Origin of the sequence: Cupriavidus sp. SHE (assembly GCF_000812445.1) — a bacterium.
Lineage (GTDB): Bacteria > Pseudomonadota > Gammaproteobacteria > Burkholderiales > Burkholderiaceae > Cupriavidus > Cupriavidus metallidurans.
Map to the genome: position 1 here is coordinate 69,491 of NZ_JWMB01000012.1, position 16,369 is coordinate 85,859.

A 16,369-nucleotide genomic window follows, 5' to 3' on the forward strand; every position below is an offset into this window, starting at 1 on the left:
CACTTTTTACGCTCAGGCAGGCAATCGCTGTAGTTGATCCTGAAGCTTGACCAGCGTCTGTTCGAAATCGGACAAACGCTGCGTTTCCTGAGCCACGACGGCCGGCGGTGCCTTGGCGACGAAGCTCTCATTGGACAGCTTGCCACGGCATTTGCCGATTTCGCCGGAGATACGGTCGATCTCCTTGCCCAGGCGCACGCGTTCGGCAGCCACGTCGATCTCGATCTTGAGAAGCAGGTGGTTGCCGTCGGCGATCGCCACAGGGGCGCCGGCGCCTTCCTTCTGCAGCGTGGCCTCGTCTTCGAACACCTTGACCTCGGAAAGTTTCGCCAGCGCCTGGATTTGCGCCGCCGCTTCCTTCAGGAACGTGCTGTCTCCCTGAGCATAGAGCGGGATGCGCTGGGCCGGCGAAATATTCATCTCGCCGCGCAGGTTGCGGCAGGCGTCGACCACCGACTTGAGGCGGGCCACCCAGGCTTCGGCGGCTTCGTCGATCTTGGCTGCGGCGCTCAGCGGGTAATCCTGCGTGGCGATCGACTCGCTGCCATCGCCCTTGGCGCGGCCGGCCAGCGGAGCCACCTTCTGCCACAGTTCCTCGGTGATGAACGGGATAATCGGGTGGGCCAGGCGCAGCACCGTTTCCAGCACGCGCAGCAGCGTGCGGCGCGTGGCGCGTTGCTGGGCTTCGGTCCCGGTCTGGATCTGGACCTTGGCCATCTCCAGGTACCAGTCGCAGTATTCGTCCCAGACGAACTTGTAGATCGCGCTGGCGATGTTGTCGAAGCGGTACTCGGCGAAACCCTTCTCGACTTCCGCTTCCACGCGCTGCAGAAGCGATACGATCCAGCGGTCGGCCTGCGAGAAGTGCAGGTAGCCGTCCGGGCCGCAATCGTTGCTGCACGGGCCCATGCCGCAGTCATGGCCCTCGGTGTTCATCAGCACGAAACGCGTGGCGTTCCAGAGCTTGTTACAGAAGTTGCGATAGCCCTCGCAGCGGCCGGTGTCGAAGTTGATGTTGCGACCCAGCGTGGCCAGCGACGCAAACGTGAAGCGCAGCGCGTCGGCGCCAAATGCGGGAATACCGTCCGGGAATTCCTTCTTTGTCTTCGACTCGATCTTCGGCGCATCCTTCGGACGACGCAGGCCGGTGGTGCGCTTCTTGAGCAGCGGTTCGAGCGAGATACCGTCGATCAGGTCCACTGGGTCGAGCGTGTTGCCCTCGGACTTGCTCATCTTCTTGCCTTCGGAGTCCCGCACCAGGCCGTGCACGTACACGGTGTGGAACGGCACCTTGCCGGTGAAGTGCTTGGTCATCATGACCATGCGCGCCACCCAGAAGAAGATGATGTCGTAGCCGGTCACGAGCACCGACGACGGCAGGAAGTGCTGGATCTCGGGCGTGTTCTCGGGCCAGCCCAGCGACGAGAACGGAACCAGCGCGGACGAGAACCACGTGTCGAGCACGTCTTCCTCGCGGCGCAGCGCGCCGGTGCTGCCGGCGGCCTGGGCCTTCGCGCGTGCTTCCTCTTCGGTGCGCGCCACGAAACAGTTGCCGGCATCGTCGTACCAGGCGGGAATCTGGTGGCCCCACCAGAGTTGGCGGCTGATACACCAGTCCTGGATGTTCGACAGCCACTGGTTGTACGTGCTGATCCAGTTTTCCGGCACGAGCTTGATCTCGCCGCTCTGCACGGCCTCGAGCGCGACTTCGGCGATCGAGCGGCCCGGGTTGAATGTGCCTTCCGGGGCCGGCTTGCTCATGGCCACGAACCACTGGTCCGTCAGCATGGGTTCGATCACGCTGCTGGTGCGCTCGCTGCGCGGCACCATCAGCTTGTGCTTCTTGACCTCGCCCAGCAGGCCCTGCGCCTCGAGGTCTGCCACCATCTTCTTGCGCGCGTCGAAGCGATCCATGCCGGCGTAGGCGGCCGGCGCATCGGCGACGATCTTCGCGTCGAGCGTCAGGATCGACAGTTGCGGCAGGTTGTGGCGCTGACCCACGGCGTAGTCGTTGAAGTCGTGGCCCGGGGTCACCTTGACCACACCGGTGCCGAACTCGCGATCCACGTATTCGTCGGCGATGACCGGGATCTTGCGATCGGTCAGCGGCAGATGTACGAACTTGCCAATCAGGTGGGCGTAGCGCTCATCCTCGGGGTGCACCATCACGGCCGTGTCGCCGAGCATCGTCTCGGGACGGGTGGTGGCCACGGTCAGGTGGGTCAGGCCGCGTACGGTGTCCGGCTCGGCCAGCGGGTAGTGGATGTGCCACAGCGAACCGTCTTCCTCGACGCTGTCGACTTCCAGATCGGACACGGCGGTGCCAAGCACCGGATCCCAGTTCACCAGCCGCTTGCCACGGTAGATCAGGCCTTGCTCATGCAGGCGGACGAATACCTCGGTCACGGCCTTCGACATCTCGGGCGACATCGTGAAGTACTCGCGCGTCCAGTCGATCGACGCGCCCATGCGGCGCACCTGGCGCGTGATCGTCGAGCCCGATTCTTCCTTCCACTCCCAGACCTTCTCGGTGAACTTGGCACGGCCCAGGTCGTGGCGCGATACGCCTTGCGCCTCGAGCTGGCGTTCCACGACGATCTGCGTGGCGATGCCGGCGTGGTCGGTGCCCGGCACCCACAGCGTGTTGGCGCCGCGCATACGTGCATGGCGGGTCAGGCCGTCCATGATCGTCTGGTTGAACGCATGGCCCATGTGCAGCGTGCCGGTCACATTGGGCGGCGGCAGCTGGATGGCGAAATCGGGGCGATTGGCGTCGAATGTGGGCTGGGCAATGCCGCGCCGCTCCCATTCTGGGCCCCATTTCGCCTCGATGGCGGCGGGTTCGAAGCTCTTGGCTAGGGACTGGTCTTCTGCGGTCATGCTGGGATGTCGAGGTGTGCGGGTCAGGGCTCTGGCCGGCAGGCGGATCGGCGCGCCGCGGCATTGGGCCGGGAAAACGTCAAATTATAGGGGAGGCGGGGTCCCGGTGCGCATTTCGGCGCCGGAAGGTGGTCCGGGCGAGTGGATGCTGTCATTGCTGCCAGGACGCGGCGGGGGCCATCGGTATAATTGCGGCCTATCCTTCCGGCCCCGCTCCGATGTCCAGTCTGCTCGCCAATCTCAACGCTGAACAACTCGCCGCCGTCACATTACCTGACGAGCCGGCCCTGATCCTGGCCGGTGCGGGCAGTGGCAAGACCCGCGTGCTGACCACGCGGATCGCGTGGCTGATCCAGAACGGCCGTGTGTCCCCGGCCGGCATCCTGGCGGTGACCTTCACGAACAAGGCCGCCAAGGAGATGCAGACCCGGCTGTCGTCGATGTTGCCGATCAACACCCGGGGCATGTGGATCGGCACGTTCCATGGCCTGTGCAACCGGATGCTGCGTGCGCATTTCCGTGACGCCGGCCTGCCGCAGACATTTGCGATCCTGGACTCCCAGGACCAGCTTTCGGCGATCAAGCGGCTGCTCAAGGGGCTGAATGTCGACGACGAGAAGTACCCGCCCAAGAATCTCCAGTACTTCATCAACAACGCCAAGGAGCAGGGCCTGCGCCCGGCCGACGTCGAAGCCAATGACGATTTCAATCGTCGCTTCGTCGACCTGTACGCGGCCTACGACGAGCAGTGCCAGCGCGAGGGCGTGGTCGACTTCGCCGAGCTGTTGCTGCGCTGCTATGAACTGCTGCGTTACAACGACGCGATCCGCCAGCACTACCAGCACCGTTTCCGCCATGTGCTCGTCGACGAGTTCCAGGACACCAACGTGCTGCAGTACCAGTGGCTCAAGCTGCTGGCCGGCTACGGCTCGGGCAATGCCGCGGCGGTGTTCGCCGTGGGCGACGACGACCAGAGCATCTATGCGTTCCGTGGCGCCAACGTCGGCAATATGCGCGACTTCGAGCAGGAATTCCGCGTTCGCCACCTGATCAAGCTCGAGCAGAACTACCGCTCGCACGGGCATATCCTCGATTCGGCCAACCACCTGATCTCGCACAATGCGCGCCGACTGGGCAAGAATCTGCGCACCGACGCCGGGCACGGCGAGCCGGTGCGCGTGTTCCAGGCAGGTTCGGACGGCCAGGAAGCCTCGTGGATCGTCGAGGAAATCCGCGACCAGATCGCGCAAGGCATGTCGCGCTCGGAGATCGCGATCCTCTATCGCAGCAATGCGCAGTCGCGGGTCATCGAACATGCGCTGTTCTCGTCGGGTATCCCGTACCGGGTGTACGGCGGCCTGCGTTTCTTCGAGCGCGCCGAAGTGAAGCACGCGCTGGCCTACCTGCAGTTGATCGAGAACCCGCGCAATGACGCCGCATTCGGGCGGGTGGTCAATTTCCCCACGCGCGGCATCGGCGCGAAGTCGCTCGAAGTGCTGCAGGACGCGGCGCGGCAGTACAACTGTTCGCTGGCCGAAGCCGTGGCCTACGTGCCTGGCAAGGCCGGTAGCTCGTTGGGCGCCTTTATCCGGCTGATCGAGCAGATGCGTGCCGAGACCAGCCGGCTGACGCTGGCGCAAACGGTCGAGTACGTGACCAACACCAGCGGCCTGATGACGCACTACCAGACCGAGAAGGAAGGTCAGGACCGCATCGAGAACTTGCAGGAACTGGTGACGGCCGCGCAGGCGTTCGTGGTCGAGGAAGGCTACGGGCTCGAGGCGCTGGGCCGCATGCTGCCGGCGAACCGCGATGCCATGCCGGCGCTGGCGCAGGGCGAACAGGACCAGCAGGTGCTGAACCCCGAACAGTTGCCCGTGGTGATGACGCCGTTGGTGGCGTTCCTGACCCACGCGTCGCTGGAGGCCGGGGACAACCAGGCGCAGGCCGGCCAGGATGCGGTGCAGATGATGACCGTGCACGCGGCCAAGGGGCTCGAGTTCAATGTGGTGTTCATCACCGGGCTCGAGGAAGGCCTGTTCCCGCACGAGAACAGCGCGATGGAAGCCGACGGTCTGGAGGAAGAACGCCGCCTGATGTATGTGGCCATCACCCGCGCACGCGAACGGCTTTATCTGTCGTTCGCCCAAAGCCGCGTGCTGCACGGCCAGATGCGCTATCACGTGCGGTCGCGCTTCTTCGAGGAGCTTCCCGAGGCTTCGCTGAAGTGGATCACTCCGCAGGGCCAGGCCTACGGTGCCTATGGCTCGGGCAGCGGACGTCAGTCATCCGAGCGTGAAAGCGCTTGGGGCCGTGACTGGTTCAAGCGTGCCGAGGACGTGCCCTATACCGGCGTCAAGCCGACCGGCGGCATGGACACCGGCAAGAACTACGCCGAAGAAAAGCGCGCCGCGGCCACTGGATTCCGCGTGGGCCAGAGCGTGTTCCACAACAAGTTCGGGGAAGGCAAGATCAAGGCGCTGGAAGGCGAGGGCGCCGATGCGCGCGCGAACATCGACTTCAAGCGTCACGGCACCAAGTGGCTGGCGCTGTCGGTGGCGAAGCTGGACGCGATTGATTGAGGAGGGGATTTTCTCCCCACTTCCGCACATGGAAGCGGGGAGAAAGGAAAATCAGGACTGCGCCACGCTATCGTTCGCCGTCTCACCCGGCGGCGCGATGTTGAAGCAGCCGCGGTACGTCGCATAGAACGAGCAGTAGAGGATCGCCAGCATCAGCAGCGAGTACGGCGTGATCAGGAACGACAGCACGGTATCCGCGCCGATCGAGGCGAACACTGCCTCAAGGAACAGCGGCACCACCACCAGCAACAGCGCGAACAGCAGGGCGTAGGTGAAGAACGCGCCACGGTTGCGCCAGCAGGCGGTCCAGCTGAAGAACAGCGCCTTGACGGGCGGCACGCCATGCCAGGCGGCAAGCATCGGCGCGAACCAGAACATCATTGCCACCGGTGTGTACAGCAGCGCGCCGATTAGCAGCGCGTAATACAGTTGCCGTACCGCTTCGCCGGAGGGCTCCTCGCCCTTGAGCACCATCGGCGCCAGTGCGCTGATGTCGACCACGGCCGTGGCGATGAAGCTCAGCGCGAACACCAGCACCGCGTAGATACCACCCAGCACCAGCAGGTTGCGGGTGGCCTGTTTCCCGTTCGTGCGGAAGCCCGAAAGCAATACCGTGGGCAACACGCGCTTGTTCTGGATGACGTCGCGGCAGGCGGTCATCACGCCCACGGACAGGCCCGGGGTGAACACCAGCAGCGCGATGATGCCGAACAGCGGCACGAAGATCGCCAATTGCGCGGCAATCAGATAGATGAACAACAGCATCAGGAATGCCAGCGGGTTCTTGCGGAACAGCCAGATGCCCTGGCGGAACCAGACGTAGCCTTCCTTGGCGGAAACTTCCAGTAGTTGCATGGCGAATCAGATCCAGGGGAGCGCTGCGGCGTCGTCGATGCGGCGGCGCAGGATGCGTTCGAAGTGGGTCGGATCGTGCGGCTGGAGCATATCGGCCTCGCGCGGCAGGTAGAAGTCCCACAGGCGCGATACCCAGAAGCGCAGTGCGCCAGCGCGCAGCATATCTTGCCAGTGCGCCGCCTCCACTGCCGTCAGGGGCCTGACCGCATGATAAGCCCGCAGCATGGCCTGCGCACGTTCCATGTCGATGGTGCCGGTCGCGAGGTCAATGCACCAGTCGTTGACGGTGACGGCCAGGTCGAACAGCCATTTGTCGTCACCGGCAAAGTAGAAATCGAAGAAGCCGCCGAGCCGGTGGTTGCCGGCACTGTCGGTGTCGAACAGCGCGTTGTCGCGGAACAGGTCGCAGTGGCAAGGGCCACCCTGCAGCGCGGCGTAGTCACCGCTGCCGAAAAACGCGGTCTGGTGCGCGATTTCCTCGGTCAGCAGCTTGCGCTGCGCGGCATCGAGGAAAGGCGTGATTTCCGGGGTGGTCTGCTGCCACCACGCCAGGCTGCGCAGATTCGGCTGCTTGCGTGGATAGTCCTGACCGGCGATATGCATGCGCGCCAGCATTGCGCCGACTTCGGCGCAATGGTCGGGCTGCGGCGCAAGCTGCGAGGCGCCGGGCAGGCGCGTGACGATGGTCGCCGGCTTGCCCTTCAGTTCGCGCAGGATCTCGCCGTCGCGAGCTGGCATCGGCGCCGGCACGCAGATGCCGTGCCGTGCCAGATGGTCCATCAGGTGCAGGTAAAACGGCAGCTGGTCGAATTGCAGCCGTTCAAAGATCGTCAGTACGTACTCACGTGTGACGCCATCCTGCTCCATGGTCAGGAAAAAGTTGCTGTTCTCGATGCCCGAGGCAATGCCGCGCAGCGCGCGCACTTCGCCAAGGTCATAGTCAAGCAGCCAGCGGGCGATCTCGTCCTGCGAGACCGTGGTGAAAACGGCCATACTGTTCTGTTGGTACAATTCGGGACGCGACGAACCGAGGGCGGATGGCAATGGCGGTTCGCCGCCGCGGCATCACTGCCGGAGGGCCGGCGCGACCTTCGCCAGGCGCGAGCGCCCGGCGAGGATCGTGGGTAAAAAGACAATCAGGATAACGGGAAAGGCTGCCGTATCAGAACTTCAGGTTCACGGACGGCACGCGGTTCACGTCATGGTCACGAATCTTGGGCGAGCTGTCTTCGGGCTTGCTCATTTCGTACTTGGTGCCGAAACCGGACTGAACCTGGATATCGGTGGCCCGACCCTTGTTGCGGTACTCGGTCACCTGCGTGCCATCGCGCTCGCGCAGCACGAAGCTCGGCTCGCGCGGTTTGTTGATCTCGCTCTTCGCGGCAGGGGCGATCGGTTGGTTGTTGATTTCGTTCAGTTCCTGCTGGGTCAGCGCATTGCTTTCCGCGTTGTCCTGGGCCACGGCATGGGTGGTCACAGTCAGTGCAAGCGCGGCTGCAGCAAGCGCAAGAAGGTAGCCATGACGGCCAATGGCCGTCGGGACATTGGCGAGCCTGGCACCCGTATGCGAAGGGGAAGTCATCTGGGGCTCCTGTGCGTGCGGGCCGGCAGCCCAGCGACGCGGATTTGGCCTGCAAGTACCCGACGGTGCCGGATCTGGCAGGAGAATGCTTCCATTCTAGCAATTCCTGTCGGTTCCGGGCCGCTCTCGTGCCCTAGCGTCCACCCGCCAGCACCGCCGGCGGGCGTCCATGCCTTACAGATAGAACATTTCTTCCTTGGGCGGAATCGGATGCTCGCCGCCGCGCTTTTCGTAGTACTCGTAGACGGCTTCGAGCACTTCCTGTGGCTCGTCGACGATCTTCATCAGGTCCAGGTCGTGCTCGGCGATCAGGCCCATCGGCAGCAGCGTGAAACGGAACCAGTCGAGCAGGCCCTTCCAGAAGCGGCTGCCGTACATCACCACGGGCACAGAACGAGACTTGCCGGTTTGTACCAGCGTCAGCACTTCGGCCAGTTCGTCCAGGGTGCCGAAGCCGCCCGGCATGACGATGAATGCATCCGAATTCTTCACGAACGTGACCTTGCGCGTGAAGAAGTGGCGGAACCGCATGGCGATGTCCTGGTACGGATTGCCCTGCTGCTCGTGGGGCAATTCGATATTCAGGCCGACACTGGCGGACTTGCCCGCGTGCGCGCCCTTGTTGGCCGCTTCCATGATGCCGGGGCCGCCGCCGGAGATGACGGCAAAGCCGGCATCCGAGAACAGCCGGGCGATTTCGATGGTCTTCTGGTAGTAAGGCGAGTCCTCGCGCAGGCGCGCGCTGCCGTAGATCGAGACGGCCGGGCGGATCTCCGAAAGGTACTCGGTCGCCTCGATGAACTCTGCCATAATCGTGAACATTTGCCACGAGGCGCGCGCCTTCTTCGCAGTGGCGCGGTCTTCGTCGGCCAGCGCGCGCAGGCTTGGAATCATCTTGCGCGGATTCGAGCGCGCTGCCGCATCGCGTGCGGCAGCCTCCTGCTCGTCGGGGCCTTTGCCTGCCTCGGCGGCATCGGCCATGGCGGCAATGGCAGCAGCATGTGCGGCCGTTTTCTCGGCCCGCTGGTCTGCCTTGTTACCGGCAACGTCAGCAGTGTCTGTAGCGGCAAGGGGGGCGGCGTCAGCACCGCCTGCGGGGGCACCAGTCAATTTTGAGTCCATGGGAATGTCGGATAGTCCAAAAACACTCTTGCTCGTCGATGGATCGAGCTATCTATATCGCGCGTATCACGCTCTGCCGGACCTGAGGAATGGCGAAGGTCTGCCCACGGGGGCAATCTACGGCATGATCAATATGCTGCGCAAGCTGCGCAATGATTACCCGGCACAGTATATCGCCTGTGTGTTCGACGCCAAGGGCAAGACGTTCCGGGATGACATGTATCCGGCATACAAGGAGCATCGCCCGTCGATGCCCGAGGACCTCGCGAAGCAGATCGAGCCAATACACGAGGCCGTGCGCGCGCTCGGCTGGCCGATCGTGGTCGTGGAGGGCGTGGAGGCCGACGACGTGATCGGCACGCTCGCGCTCCAGGCGTCGCAGCAGGGCGTGAACACGGTCGTTTCTACGGGCGACAAGGATCTTGCGCAGCTCGTCAATGACACCGTCACGTTGGTCAACACCATGAGCGGCGAGGTTCTCGACCCGCCGGGCGTGGTGGCGAAGTTCGGCGTGCCGCCCGAGCGCATCGTCGACTACCTGTCGCTGATCGGTGACGCCGTGGACAACGTGCCCGGCGTGCCGAAGGTCGGTCCGAAGACCGCGGTCAAATGGCTGACCGAATACGGCACGCTGGACGACATCATGGGCAACGCCGAGAAGATCAAGGGCGTGGTGGGCGAGAATCTGCGCAACACGCTCGAATGGCTCCCGCGCGCGCGGGAACTGGTCACGGTCAAGACCGATTGCGACCTGAGCGGTGCCGTTGCCGATTTCCAGGCGCTGCACGACCTTGGCGAAGACAAGGAAAAGCTGATCGCGTTCTTCCAGCGCTACGGATTCAAGTCGTGGCTGCGCGAGGCAACCGGTGAGTCGCTGCCGAACGCACGCGCGGCAGCGCGCGCGGTGCCGAAGCCCGCGCCGGCGCAGGGCGGGCTGTTCGATGCGCCGGCGCCGGCCGACGCCCCAGCCGAAGATGTGCCCCCGGCCGAGATCAGCTACGAGACCGTGACCACCGAGGCCGCGCTCGACGAATGGCTGCGCAAGATCGCTGATGCGCAGATCGTCGCCGTCGACACCGAAACGACCTCGCTCGATCCGATGCTGGCGCAGCTCGTCGGCATCTCGCTGTCGGTCGAGCCGGGTGCGGCTGCCTATATTCCCGTGGCGCATCGCGGTCCGGACGTCGCGGGTCTCGAGAACCATGGCCAGCTCTCGCGCGAGTACGTGCTCGAGCGTATGCGCGGATGGCTCGAGGATCCGACGCGTCCGAAGCTCGGTCAGCACCTGAAGTACGACTCGCACGTGTTTGCCAACCACGGCGTGGCGCTGCGCGGCATCGCGCATGACACGATGCTGGAAAGCTACGTGCTGGCTTCGTACCGCAATCACGGCATGGATAGCCTGGCCGAGCGCCTGCTGAGCCTGAAGACGATCACGTACGAGGAAGTTTGCGGCAAGGGGGCGAACCAGATCGGCTTCGACCAGATCGACCTGCCGCGCGCCACGGAATACGCGGCCGAGGATGCCGACGTGACACTGCGCCTGCATCGCAAGATGCTGCCGCAGCTCGATGCATCGGAAGGGCTGAAGTACGTCTACGAACAGATCGAGATCCCGGTCTCGGTGGTGCTGCAGAAGATCGAGCGCAACGGCGTGCTGATCGATGCCGACCGCCTGGCCGCGCAGAGCGCCGAGCTGGGTCTACGCATGATGGACCTCGAGCGCGCCGCGCACGATGCGGCGGGCCAGCCGTTCAATCTCGGATCGCCAAAGCAGATCGGCGAGATCCTGTTCAACCAGATGAAGCTGCCGGTGGTCAAGAAGACCGCCAGCGGCGCGCCGTCGACCGATGAAGAGGTGCTGCAGAAGCTGGCGGACGACTATCCGCTGCCCAAGCTGCTGCTGGACTACCGGGGCCTGTCGAAGCTGAAGTCCACCTACACGGACAAGCTGCCGAAGATGGTCAACCCGAATACCGGGCGCGTGCATACGAGCTACGGGCAGGCCACTGCGGTGACGGGTCGCCTGGCATCGACCGATCCGAACCTGCAGAACATTCCGGTGCGCACCGAGGAAGGTCGCCGCATTCGCGAGGCGTTCATCGCCGCGCCCGGCAACGTGATCGTCTCGGCCGACTATTCGCAGATCGAACTGCGCATCATGGCGCATATCTCGGGCGACGAAAACCTGCTGCGCGCGTTCGCCAATGGTGAGGATATTCACCGTGCCACGGCCGGCGAAATCTTCGGCGTCGAGCGCGAGGCCGTCAACAGCGAGCAGCGCCGCTATGCGAAGGTGATCAACTTCGGTCTGATCTATGGCATGAGCGCGTTCGGGCTGGCCAGCAACCTTGGCATCGAGCGCGAGGCGGCCAAGCACTATATCGACCGCTACTTCATGCGTTACCCCGGCGTGGCGCACTACATGGAACAGACGCGCCAGACGGCGCGCGAGCAGGGCTATGTCGAGACTGTGTTCGGCCGCCGCCTCTGGCTGCCGGACATCAACGGCGGCAATGGCCCGCGCCGTCAGGCCGCAGAACGTGCGGCCATCAACGCGCCGATGCAGGGCACCGCGGCCGATCTGATCAAGCTGTCGATGATCGCCGTGCAGGACTGGCTCGAAGGCGAGCATCTCGGCACGCGCCAGATCATGCAGGTGCATGATGAACTGGTGCTCGAAGTGCCACAGGCCGAACTCGAACTTGTCCGCGTGAAGCTGCCCGAGCTGATGTGCGCGGTGGCCACCCTCAATGTGCCGCTGGTTGCCGAAGTGGGTAGTGGCGCGAACTGGGAAGAGGCCCACTGATCCTCGCGACGAGGATGTCCTCAACGCGATGCCGATGTATGCATAAGAGTACTGATTGAAGCGACTGCGGAAGGCTTGTCAGGGGTGCTGCTCTGCAGCACACTGGCAACAATGAACGCATTTGCGGTACATCAAGAAATGCTGCAAGAACATCGGCTTCGCGGCGCAAGACGACAATAGAAAGTCGCCGACGAGGCCTGCCGGTTTTCAAATTGAAAACATCGGGTAGACCATGAGTCACGCATACGACAAAGAGGACAGCACGCAGAGGGAGGCGGCAACCGTAAGTACCCAGCCCAGCACGGTGGCACGATCGGAGAAGCAGGCACACCGGATCATCGTGGTCGGTGGCGGAGCCGGCGGGCTCGAGCTTGTCACGCGGTTGGGCGACAAGCTTGGCAAGTCTGGTACGGCGCAGGTGACGCTGGTCGACCGCTCGCCCACGCACATCTGGAAGCCGCTGCTGCACGAGGTGGCGGCGGGCAGCATGGACCCGAACACGCATCAGCTCGAGTACGTGGCCCAGGCGCGTTGGCACTACTTCGAATTCCAGCAAGGTGAACTGACCGGCATCGACCGGGAGCGCAAGCTTGTCAAGGTGGCGGCGTGCCTCGATCAGGATGGCGCGGAATTGCTGCCTGCCCGGGAGTTGCCGTATGACACGCTCGTGCTCGCCATCGGTTGCGTCACGCATTTCTTCAGTGTGCCCGGAGCCGCCGAGAACGCGATCGCGCTCGATACGGTCGATCAGGCAGAGCGCTTCCGGCGCAAGCTGATTGCCGCGTGCGTGCGCGCGCAGAACGGCCGGGGCCGAGTCGGGGAGGATGGCCGCCCACGGGTCGATGTGGCGATCATCGGCGCCGGCGCGACGGGGGTGGAACTGTCAGCGGAGTTGCGCAATACGGCGCACGTGCTCAGTGCATACGGGCTGCACCAGCTCGATCCGCGTCGCGACGTACGCATTCATATCGTCGAGGCGGGCCCGCGCATCCTGCCGGCACTGTCGGAGCGTGTATCGGCCGAGACGACCAAGCTGCTGCGCAAGCTCGACGTCGACGTGTTCACCTCGGAGCGCGTGACCGAAGTCACGAAGGACGCCGTGCTGACCGCCAGCGGCAAGCATGTCGATGCCGATCTGACGGTGTGGGCGGCGGGTATTACGGCGCCAGGTGTGTTGCGCACGCTCGGCCTGCCAGTCAGCAAGATGGGCCAGATCGTCGTGGGCCCGACGCTGCAGTGCGAGACGGATCCAGACATCTTCGCGTTCGGCGATTGCGCCGCCGCGCCGTGGCCCGAGAAGCAGACCACGGTGCCGCCGCGCGCTCAGGCCGCGCACCAGCAGGCAACATTCCTCTATGACGCGATTCGCGCGCGGCTGGCTGGCAAGCCGCTGCCGAAGTTCGGCTTCAAGGACTTCGGCTCGCTGGTGTCGTTGGGCCACTTCAGCGCCGTGGGCAGTCTGATGGGTGGCCTGATCGGTGGTTCGATGTTCATCGAGGGGCTGTTCGCGCGCTTCATGTACACGTCGCTGTACCGGATGCATGTACTGGCGCTGCATGGGGCCATTGGCATGGGGCTGGACACCATCACGCACTGGCTGCGCAGCAAGACCAGCCCGCGCGTGAAGCTGCACTAGGCCCAGCGGGTGGAGGCCGGCACCACCCGGGATGCGTGCTGCCGGCCCCACTTGTTCCAGGATTGCTTAGAATTGGCGGCGATGTCTGCATCACTTACCTGATTTCCCGTGATCAAGGAGACCGCCCCATGCTGAAGCCCGAAGTCGAGAGCCTCGTTCCCGGACAGACGTTCGACCGCCGCAGTTTCGTCAAGACCGCACTCGGATCGGCTTTCGCGGCCGCCGTGCTGCCGGTCCACGCCACGACCATCAAGACCGATTTCAAGGGCCTGACGGCTGGCGAGGTCACGGTCGAGTCGAATGGTTTCAAGATGCCGGTCTACCGCGCACAGCCCGACGACAAGACAAACCTGCCGGTGGTGCTGGTGATCAGCGAGATCTTCGGCGTGCACGAACACATCGCGGATATCTGCCGCCGCTTCGCCAAGCTGGGCTATCTGGCGATCGCGCCCGAGCTGTTCGCGCGTCAGGGCGACCCGAGCAGCTACGGCACGATCCAGGAGTTGCAGGCCAATATCATCCAGAAGGTGCCCGACGCCCAAGTGATGGGCGATCTCGACGCCTGCGTGACCTGGGCCGGCGCCAACGGTGGCGACCTGAGCCGTCTGGCCATTACCGGGTTCTGCTGGGGAGGTCGCATTACGTGGCTTTATACGGCACACAACAATCGCGTGAAGGCCGGTGTGGCGTGGTACGGGCAGCTTGTAGGCGAGCCGACAACGCTCAAGCCGCGCAGTTCGGTCGATATCGTCAACGAACTCGATGCGCCGGTGCTGGGTCTGTATGGCGGCAAGGACACTGGCATTACGCAGGAGCAAGTGGAACGGATGAAGGCTGCGCTGGCCGCCTCTTCCAATCCGAACGCCAAGGCGTCGCGGTTCGTGGTCTACCCGGAAGCCGGGCACGCGTTCAACGCCGACTATCGCGCCAGCTATGTCGAGTCGGCTGCCAAGGACGGCTGGCAACGCTGCCTCGACTGGCTCCGTCAACACAAGGTCGCCTGACCTGACTCGCTGGAAGGGCCAGCAGATCCATCTGGCCCTTCCAGCGTTGCGGTCATTGCAAAGACTGTGCGGACGTACGTACAATGCCGCTTTCACGTTTTTGCAACATTGTTGCGTTAATCGGTGGCGCCTGCCCGACTCCGGGCGGACACCGGTTCCGGGGAGCCCATCATCCATTCCACGCTTCTGTACATCCTGCTGGCCGCGACAATCTCGGGCGTCGGCAGCATTTTTGGCGCGGCGCTGCTCTCGCTGACCGTCGCGTCGCGTGTGGTGGAGCGCATGGTGAGCTTTTCGGTCGGGGTGCTGCTGGCCACCGCGCTGCTGCATTCGCTGCCCGAGGCCTTCGAATCCGGTGCTGATACGCGTGCGCTGTTCGGCACATTGCTGGCGGGGCTTCTCGGCTTCTTCCTGCTGGAGAAGATCTCGCTGCTGCGCCATTCGCATCACCACGAGGGCGACGGGCACCATCACCATCACGGGCATGACCGTGAGGAAGCAGGGCGTAGCGGCCTGACGATCCTGGTGGGCGACACCTTCCACAACTTTGCCGACGGCATCGTGATTGCTGCCGCGTTCCTTGCCAATCCGCATATCGGCATCGTCACCGCGCTGGCGATTGCCGCGCACGAAATCCCGCAGGAAGTGGGCGACTTCATCGTGCTGCTGAATGCCGGGTTCTCGAAGGCGCGCGCGTTTGCGTTCAACCTGCTGTCGAGCCTGGCGGCCATCATCGGCGGGCTGGTCGGATATTTTCTGCTCGACCAACTCACGGGCTGGATTCCGTACGTGCTGGTGATCGCGTCGAGCAGCTTCCTCTACATTGCCGTGAGCGATCTGATGCCGCAGATGCAGCGCAAGCCGCGACTCAAGGAGTCGGCGGTGCAGGTGGTGCTGGTGGCGGCCGGCATTGCGGCCATCGTCTTCATCACGAATGGCGTGCACGAGCAACACGGGCATCGCCACTCGCGCACCGCCGCCGGGGTGACATCGAACTGATGTCGCTGGCGGGAATTCCGGCTTAGCTGTCGGTGGCGACTGGCCGCTTCGGGTCAGCGCACCACTCGCTCCATGAGCCCGGATAGAGCGCCGCGCCGGTCAGGCCGGCGACTTCCAATGCCAGAAGATTGTGGCAGGCCGTGACGCCCGAGCCGCACTGCATCACCGTCTGCGCCGGGGCCTTGCCGGCGAACACCTGTCCGAAGTCGGCGCGCAATTGATCGGCCGGCTTGAAGTAGCCGTCAGCTGTCAGGTTGTCCTTGAAGAATCGATTGGCGGCGCCGGGAATATGGCCGCCCACCGGGTCGAGCGTTTCGTTTTCGCCGCGGAAGCGGTCCGCGGCGCGGGCATCGACGACCAGCAGCGAAGGCTGGCTCAGGTTCGCCACCAGCGCGTCGGCATCCACGGTCTTCACCAGTGACGCACGGCGCGTCAGGTTACCTCCGATCTCCGGCTCGGTCGTTGCGCCGTGCTCCAGCGGCAGCCCAGCCGCCACCCACGCATTGCGTCCGCCATCGAGCACGAGCGCCGCGGCATGGCCGATCCAGCGCAGCATCCACCAGAGCCGTGCGGCATACATGCTGCCTTGTCCGTCATAGGCCACGACCAGCGTATCGCTATCGACGCCCAGCACGCGCAGGCGCGCCGCGAACAGTTCGGCATCAGGCAGCGGGTGGCGACCGCTGAGGCCAGTCTTCGGTCCGGAGAGTTCGTTGTCGAGGTGGAGGTAATACGCGCCGGGGATATGGCCTTGTTGATAGCTATCGCGGCCGGCGGCGGGGTTGGTCAGGTCGAACGAGCAGTCGAAGACGACCACGCGCGGCTTGCCGGCGGCGCGCAGTTGGTCGAGATCGGTGGCGGTGATCAGCGGAGTCGGCATGAAAGTCCTGTCTGCGTTAC

At 64.2% G+C, this 16,369-nt stretch carries 11 protein-coding genes; 5 read left to right on the plus strand and 6 right to left on the minus strand.

Going from position 1 to position 16,369, the window contains the following annotated elements; translation table 11 throughout:
• Positions 1–12: 12 nt before the first annotated feature.
• Entirely contained in the window at positions 13–2,880 is a 2,868-nt protein-coding gene (locus tag RN01_RS06270) for a valine--tRNA ligase (RefSeq protein ID WP_017510689.1), read from the minus strand.
• Positions 2,881–3,098: 218 nt separating this feature from the next.
• Here RN01_RS06270 and RN01_RS06275 point away from each other — a divergent pair, with 218 nt between their 5' ends.
• Positions 3,099–5,462, plus strand: coding sequence for a UvrD-helicase domain-containing protein (locus tag RN01_RS06275; protein ID WP_024569948.1), 2,364 nt, complete (start codon positions 3,099–3,101; stop codon positions 5,460–5,462).
• A gap of 51 nt (positions 5,463–5,513) precedes the next feature.
• Here RN01_RS06275 and RN01_RS06280 read toward each other — a convergent pair whose 3' ends face one another.
• From RN01_RS06280 to RN01_RS06295, 4 genes are all read right to left on the minus strand, one after another.
• On the minus strand, positions 5,514–6,317 hold the full coding sequence (locus tag RN01_RS06280; protein ID WP_011517204.1) for a BPSS1780 family membrane protein: 804 nt from the start codon (positions 6,315–6,317) through the stop codon (positions 5,514–5,516).
• A gap of 6 nt (positions 6,318–6,323) precedes the next feature.
• On the minus strand, positions 6,324–7,310 hold the full coding sequence (locus tag RN01_RS06285) for a homoserine kinase (protein WP_024569947.1): 987 nt from the start codon (positions 7,308–7,310) through the stop codon (positions 6,324–6,326).
• A gap of 169 nt (positions 7,311–7,479) precedes the next feature.
• Complete coding sequence (locus tag RN01_RS06290) at positions 7,480–7,899, minus strand: DUF2782 domain-containing protein (protein ID WP_008649820.1); 420 nt, start codon at positions 7,897–7,899, stop codon at positions 7,480–7,482.
• Between the two features lie 174 nt (positions 7,900–8,073).
• Positions 8,074–8,880, minus strand: a complete 807-nt coding sequence (locus RN01_RS06295) for a TIGR00730 family Rossman fold protein (protein WP_017514685.1) — start codon at positions 8,878–8,880, stop codon at positions 8,074–8,076.
• A 145-nt stretch (positions 8,881–9,025) separates the two neighbouring features.
• Between RN01_RS06295 and polA the strand changes: the two genes are divergently transcribed.
• From polA to RN01_RS06315, 4 genes are all read left to right on the plus strand, one after another.
• Positions 9,026–11,830 (plus strand): DNA polymerase I, encoded by a 2,805-nt coding sequence (polA, locus tag RN01_RS06300; RefSeq protein WP_024569946.1) that lies wholly within the window; start codon positions 9,026–9,028, stop codon positions 11,828–11,830.
• A 232-nt stretch (positions 11,831–12,062) separates the two neighbouring features.
• Complete coding sequence (locus tag RN01_RS06305; protein WP_017512917.1) at positions 12,063–13,466, plus strand: NAD(P)/FAD-dependent oxidoreductase; 1,404 nt, start codon at positions 12,063–12,065, stop codon at positions 13,464–13,466.
• Between the two features lie 128 nt (positions 13,467–13,594).
• On the plus strand, positions 13,595–14,470 hold the full coding sequence (locus RN01_RS06310) for a dienelactone hydrolase family protein (RefSeq protein WP_017512918.1): 876 nt from the start codon (positions 13,595–13,597) through the stop codon (positions 14,468–14,470).
• A gap of 123 nt (positions 14,471–14,593) precedes the next feature.
• A complete protein-coding gene (locus RN01_RS06315) occupies positions 14,594–15,469 on the plus strand; it encodes a ZIP family metal transporter (RefSeq protein WP_011517199.1) in 876 nt (291 codons plus the stop codon).
• A 22-nt stretch (positions 15,470–15,491) separates the two neighbouring features.
• Here the strand turns inward: RN01_RS06315 and RN01_RS06320 are convergent, their stop codons facing one another.
• On the minus strand, positions 15,492–16,349 hold the full coding sequence (locus tag RN01_RS06320; protein ID WP_017512919.1) for a sulfurtransferase: 858 nt from the start codon (positions 16,347–16,349) through the stop codon (positions 15,492–15,494).
• Between the last annotated feature and the right edge of the window lie 20 nt (positions 16,350–16,369).

What these genes read in the sequence shown, in the direction of transcription:
- RN01_RS06285 (WP_024569947.1), bottom strand. Translation starts at nt 7,310, where the DNA reads ATGGCCGTTTTCACCACGGTCTCGCAGGACGAGATCGCCCGCTGGCTG.
- RN01_RS06270 (WP_017510689.1), bottom strand. Translation starts at nt 2,880, where the DNA reads ATGACCGCAGAAGACCAGTCCCTAGCCAAGAGCTTCGAACCCGCCGCC.
- RN01_RS06310 (WP_017512918.1), top strand. Translation starts at nt 13,595, where the DNA reads ATGCTGAAGCCCGAAGTCGAGAGCCTCGTTCCCGGACAGACGTTCGAC.
- RN01_RS06280 (WP_011517204.1), bottom strand. Translation starts at nt 6,317, where the DNA reads ATGCAACTACTGGAAGTTTCCGCCAAGGAAGGCTACGTCTGGTTCCGC.
- polA (WP_024569946.1), top strand. Translation starts at nt 9,026, where the DNA reads ATGTCGGATAGTCCAAAAACACTCTTGCTCGTCGATGGATCGAGCTAT.
- RN01_RS06320 (WP_017512919.1), bottom strand. Translation starts at nt 16,349, where the DNA reads ATGCCGACTCCGCTGATCACCGCCACCGATCTCGACCAACTGCGCGCC.
- RN01_RS06295 (WP_017514685.1), bottom strand. Translation starts at nt 8,880, where the DNA reads ATGGCCGATGCCGCCGAGGCAGGCAAAGGCCCCGACGAGCAGGAGGCT.
- RN01_RS06290 (WP_008649820.1), bottom strand. Translation starts at nt 7,899, where the DNA reads ATGACTTCCCCTTCGCATACGGGTGCCAGGCTCGCCAATGTCCCGACG.
- RN01_RS06275 (WP_024569948.1), top strand. Translation starts at nt 3,099, where the DNA reads ATGTCCAGTCTGCTCGCCAATCTCAACGCTGAACAACTCGCCGCCGTC.
- RN01_RS06305 (WP_017512917.1), top strand. Translation starts at nt 12,063, where the DNA reads ATGAGTCACGCATACGACAAAGAGGACAGCACGCAGAGGGAGGCGGCA.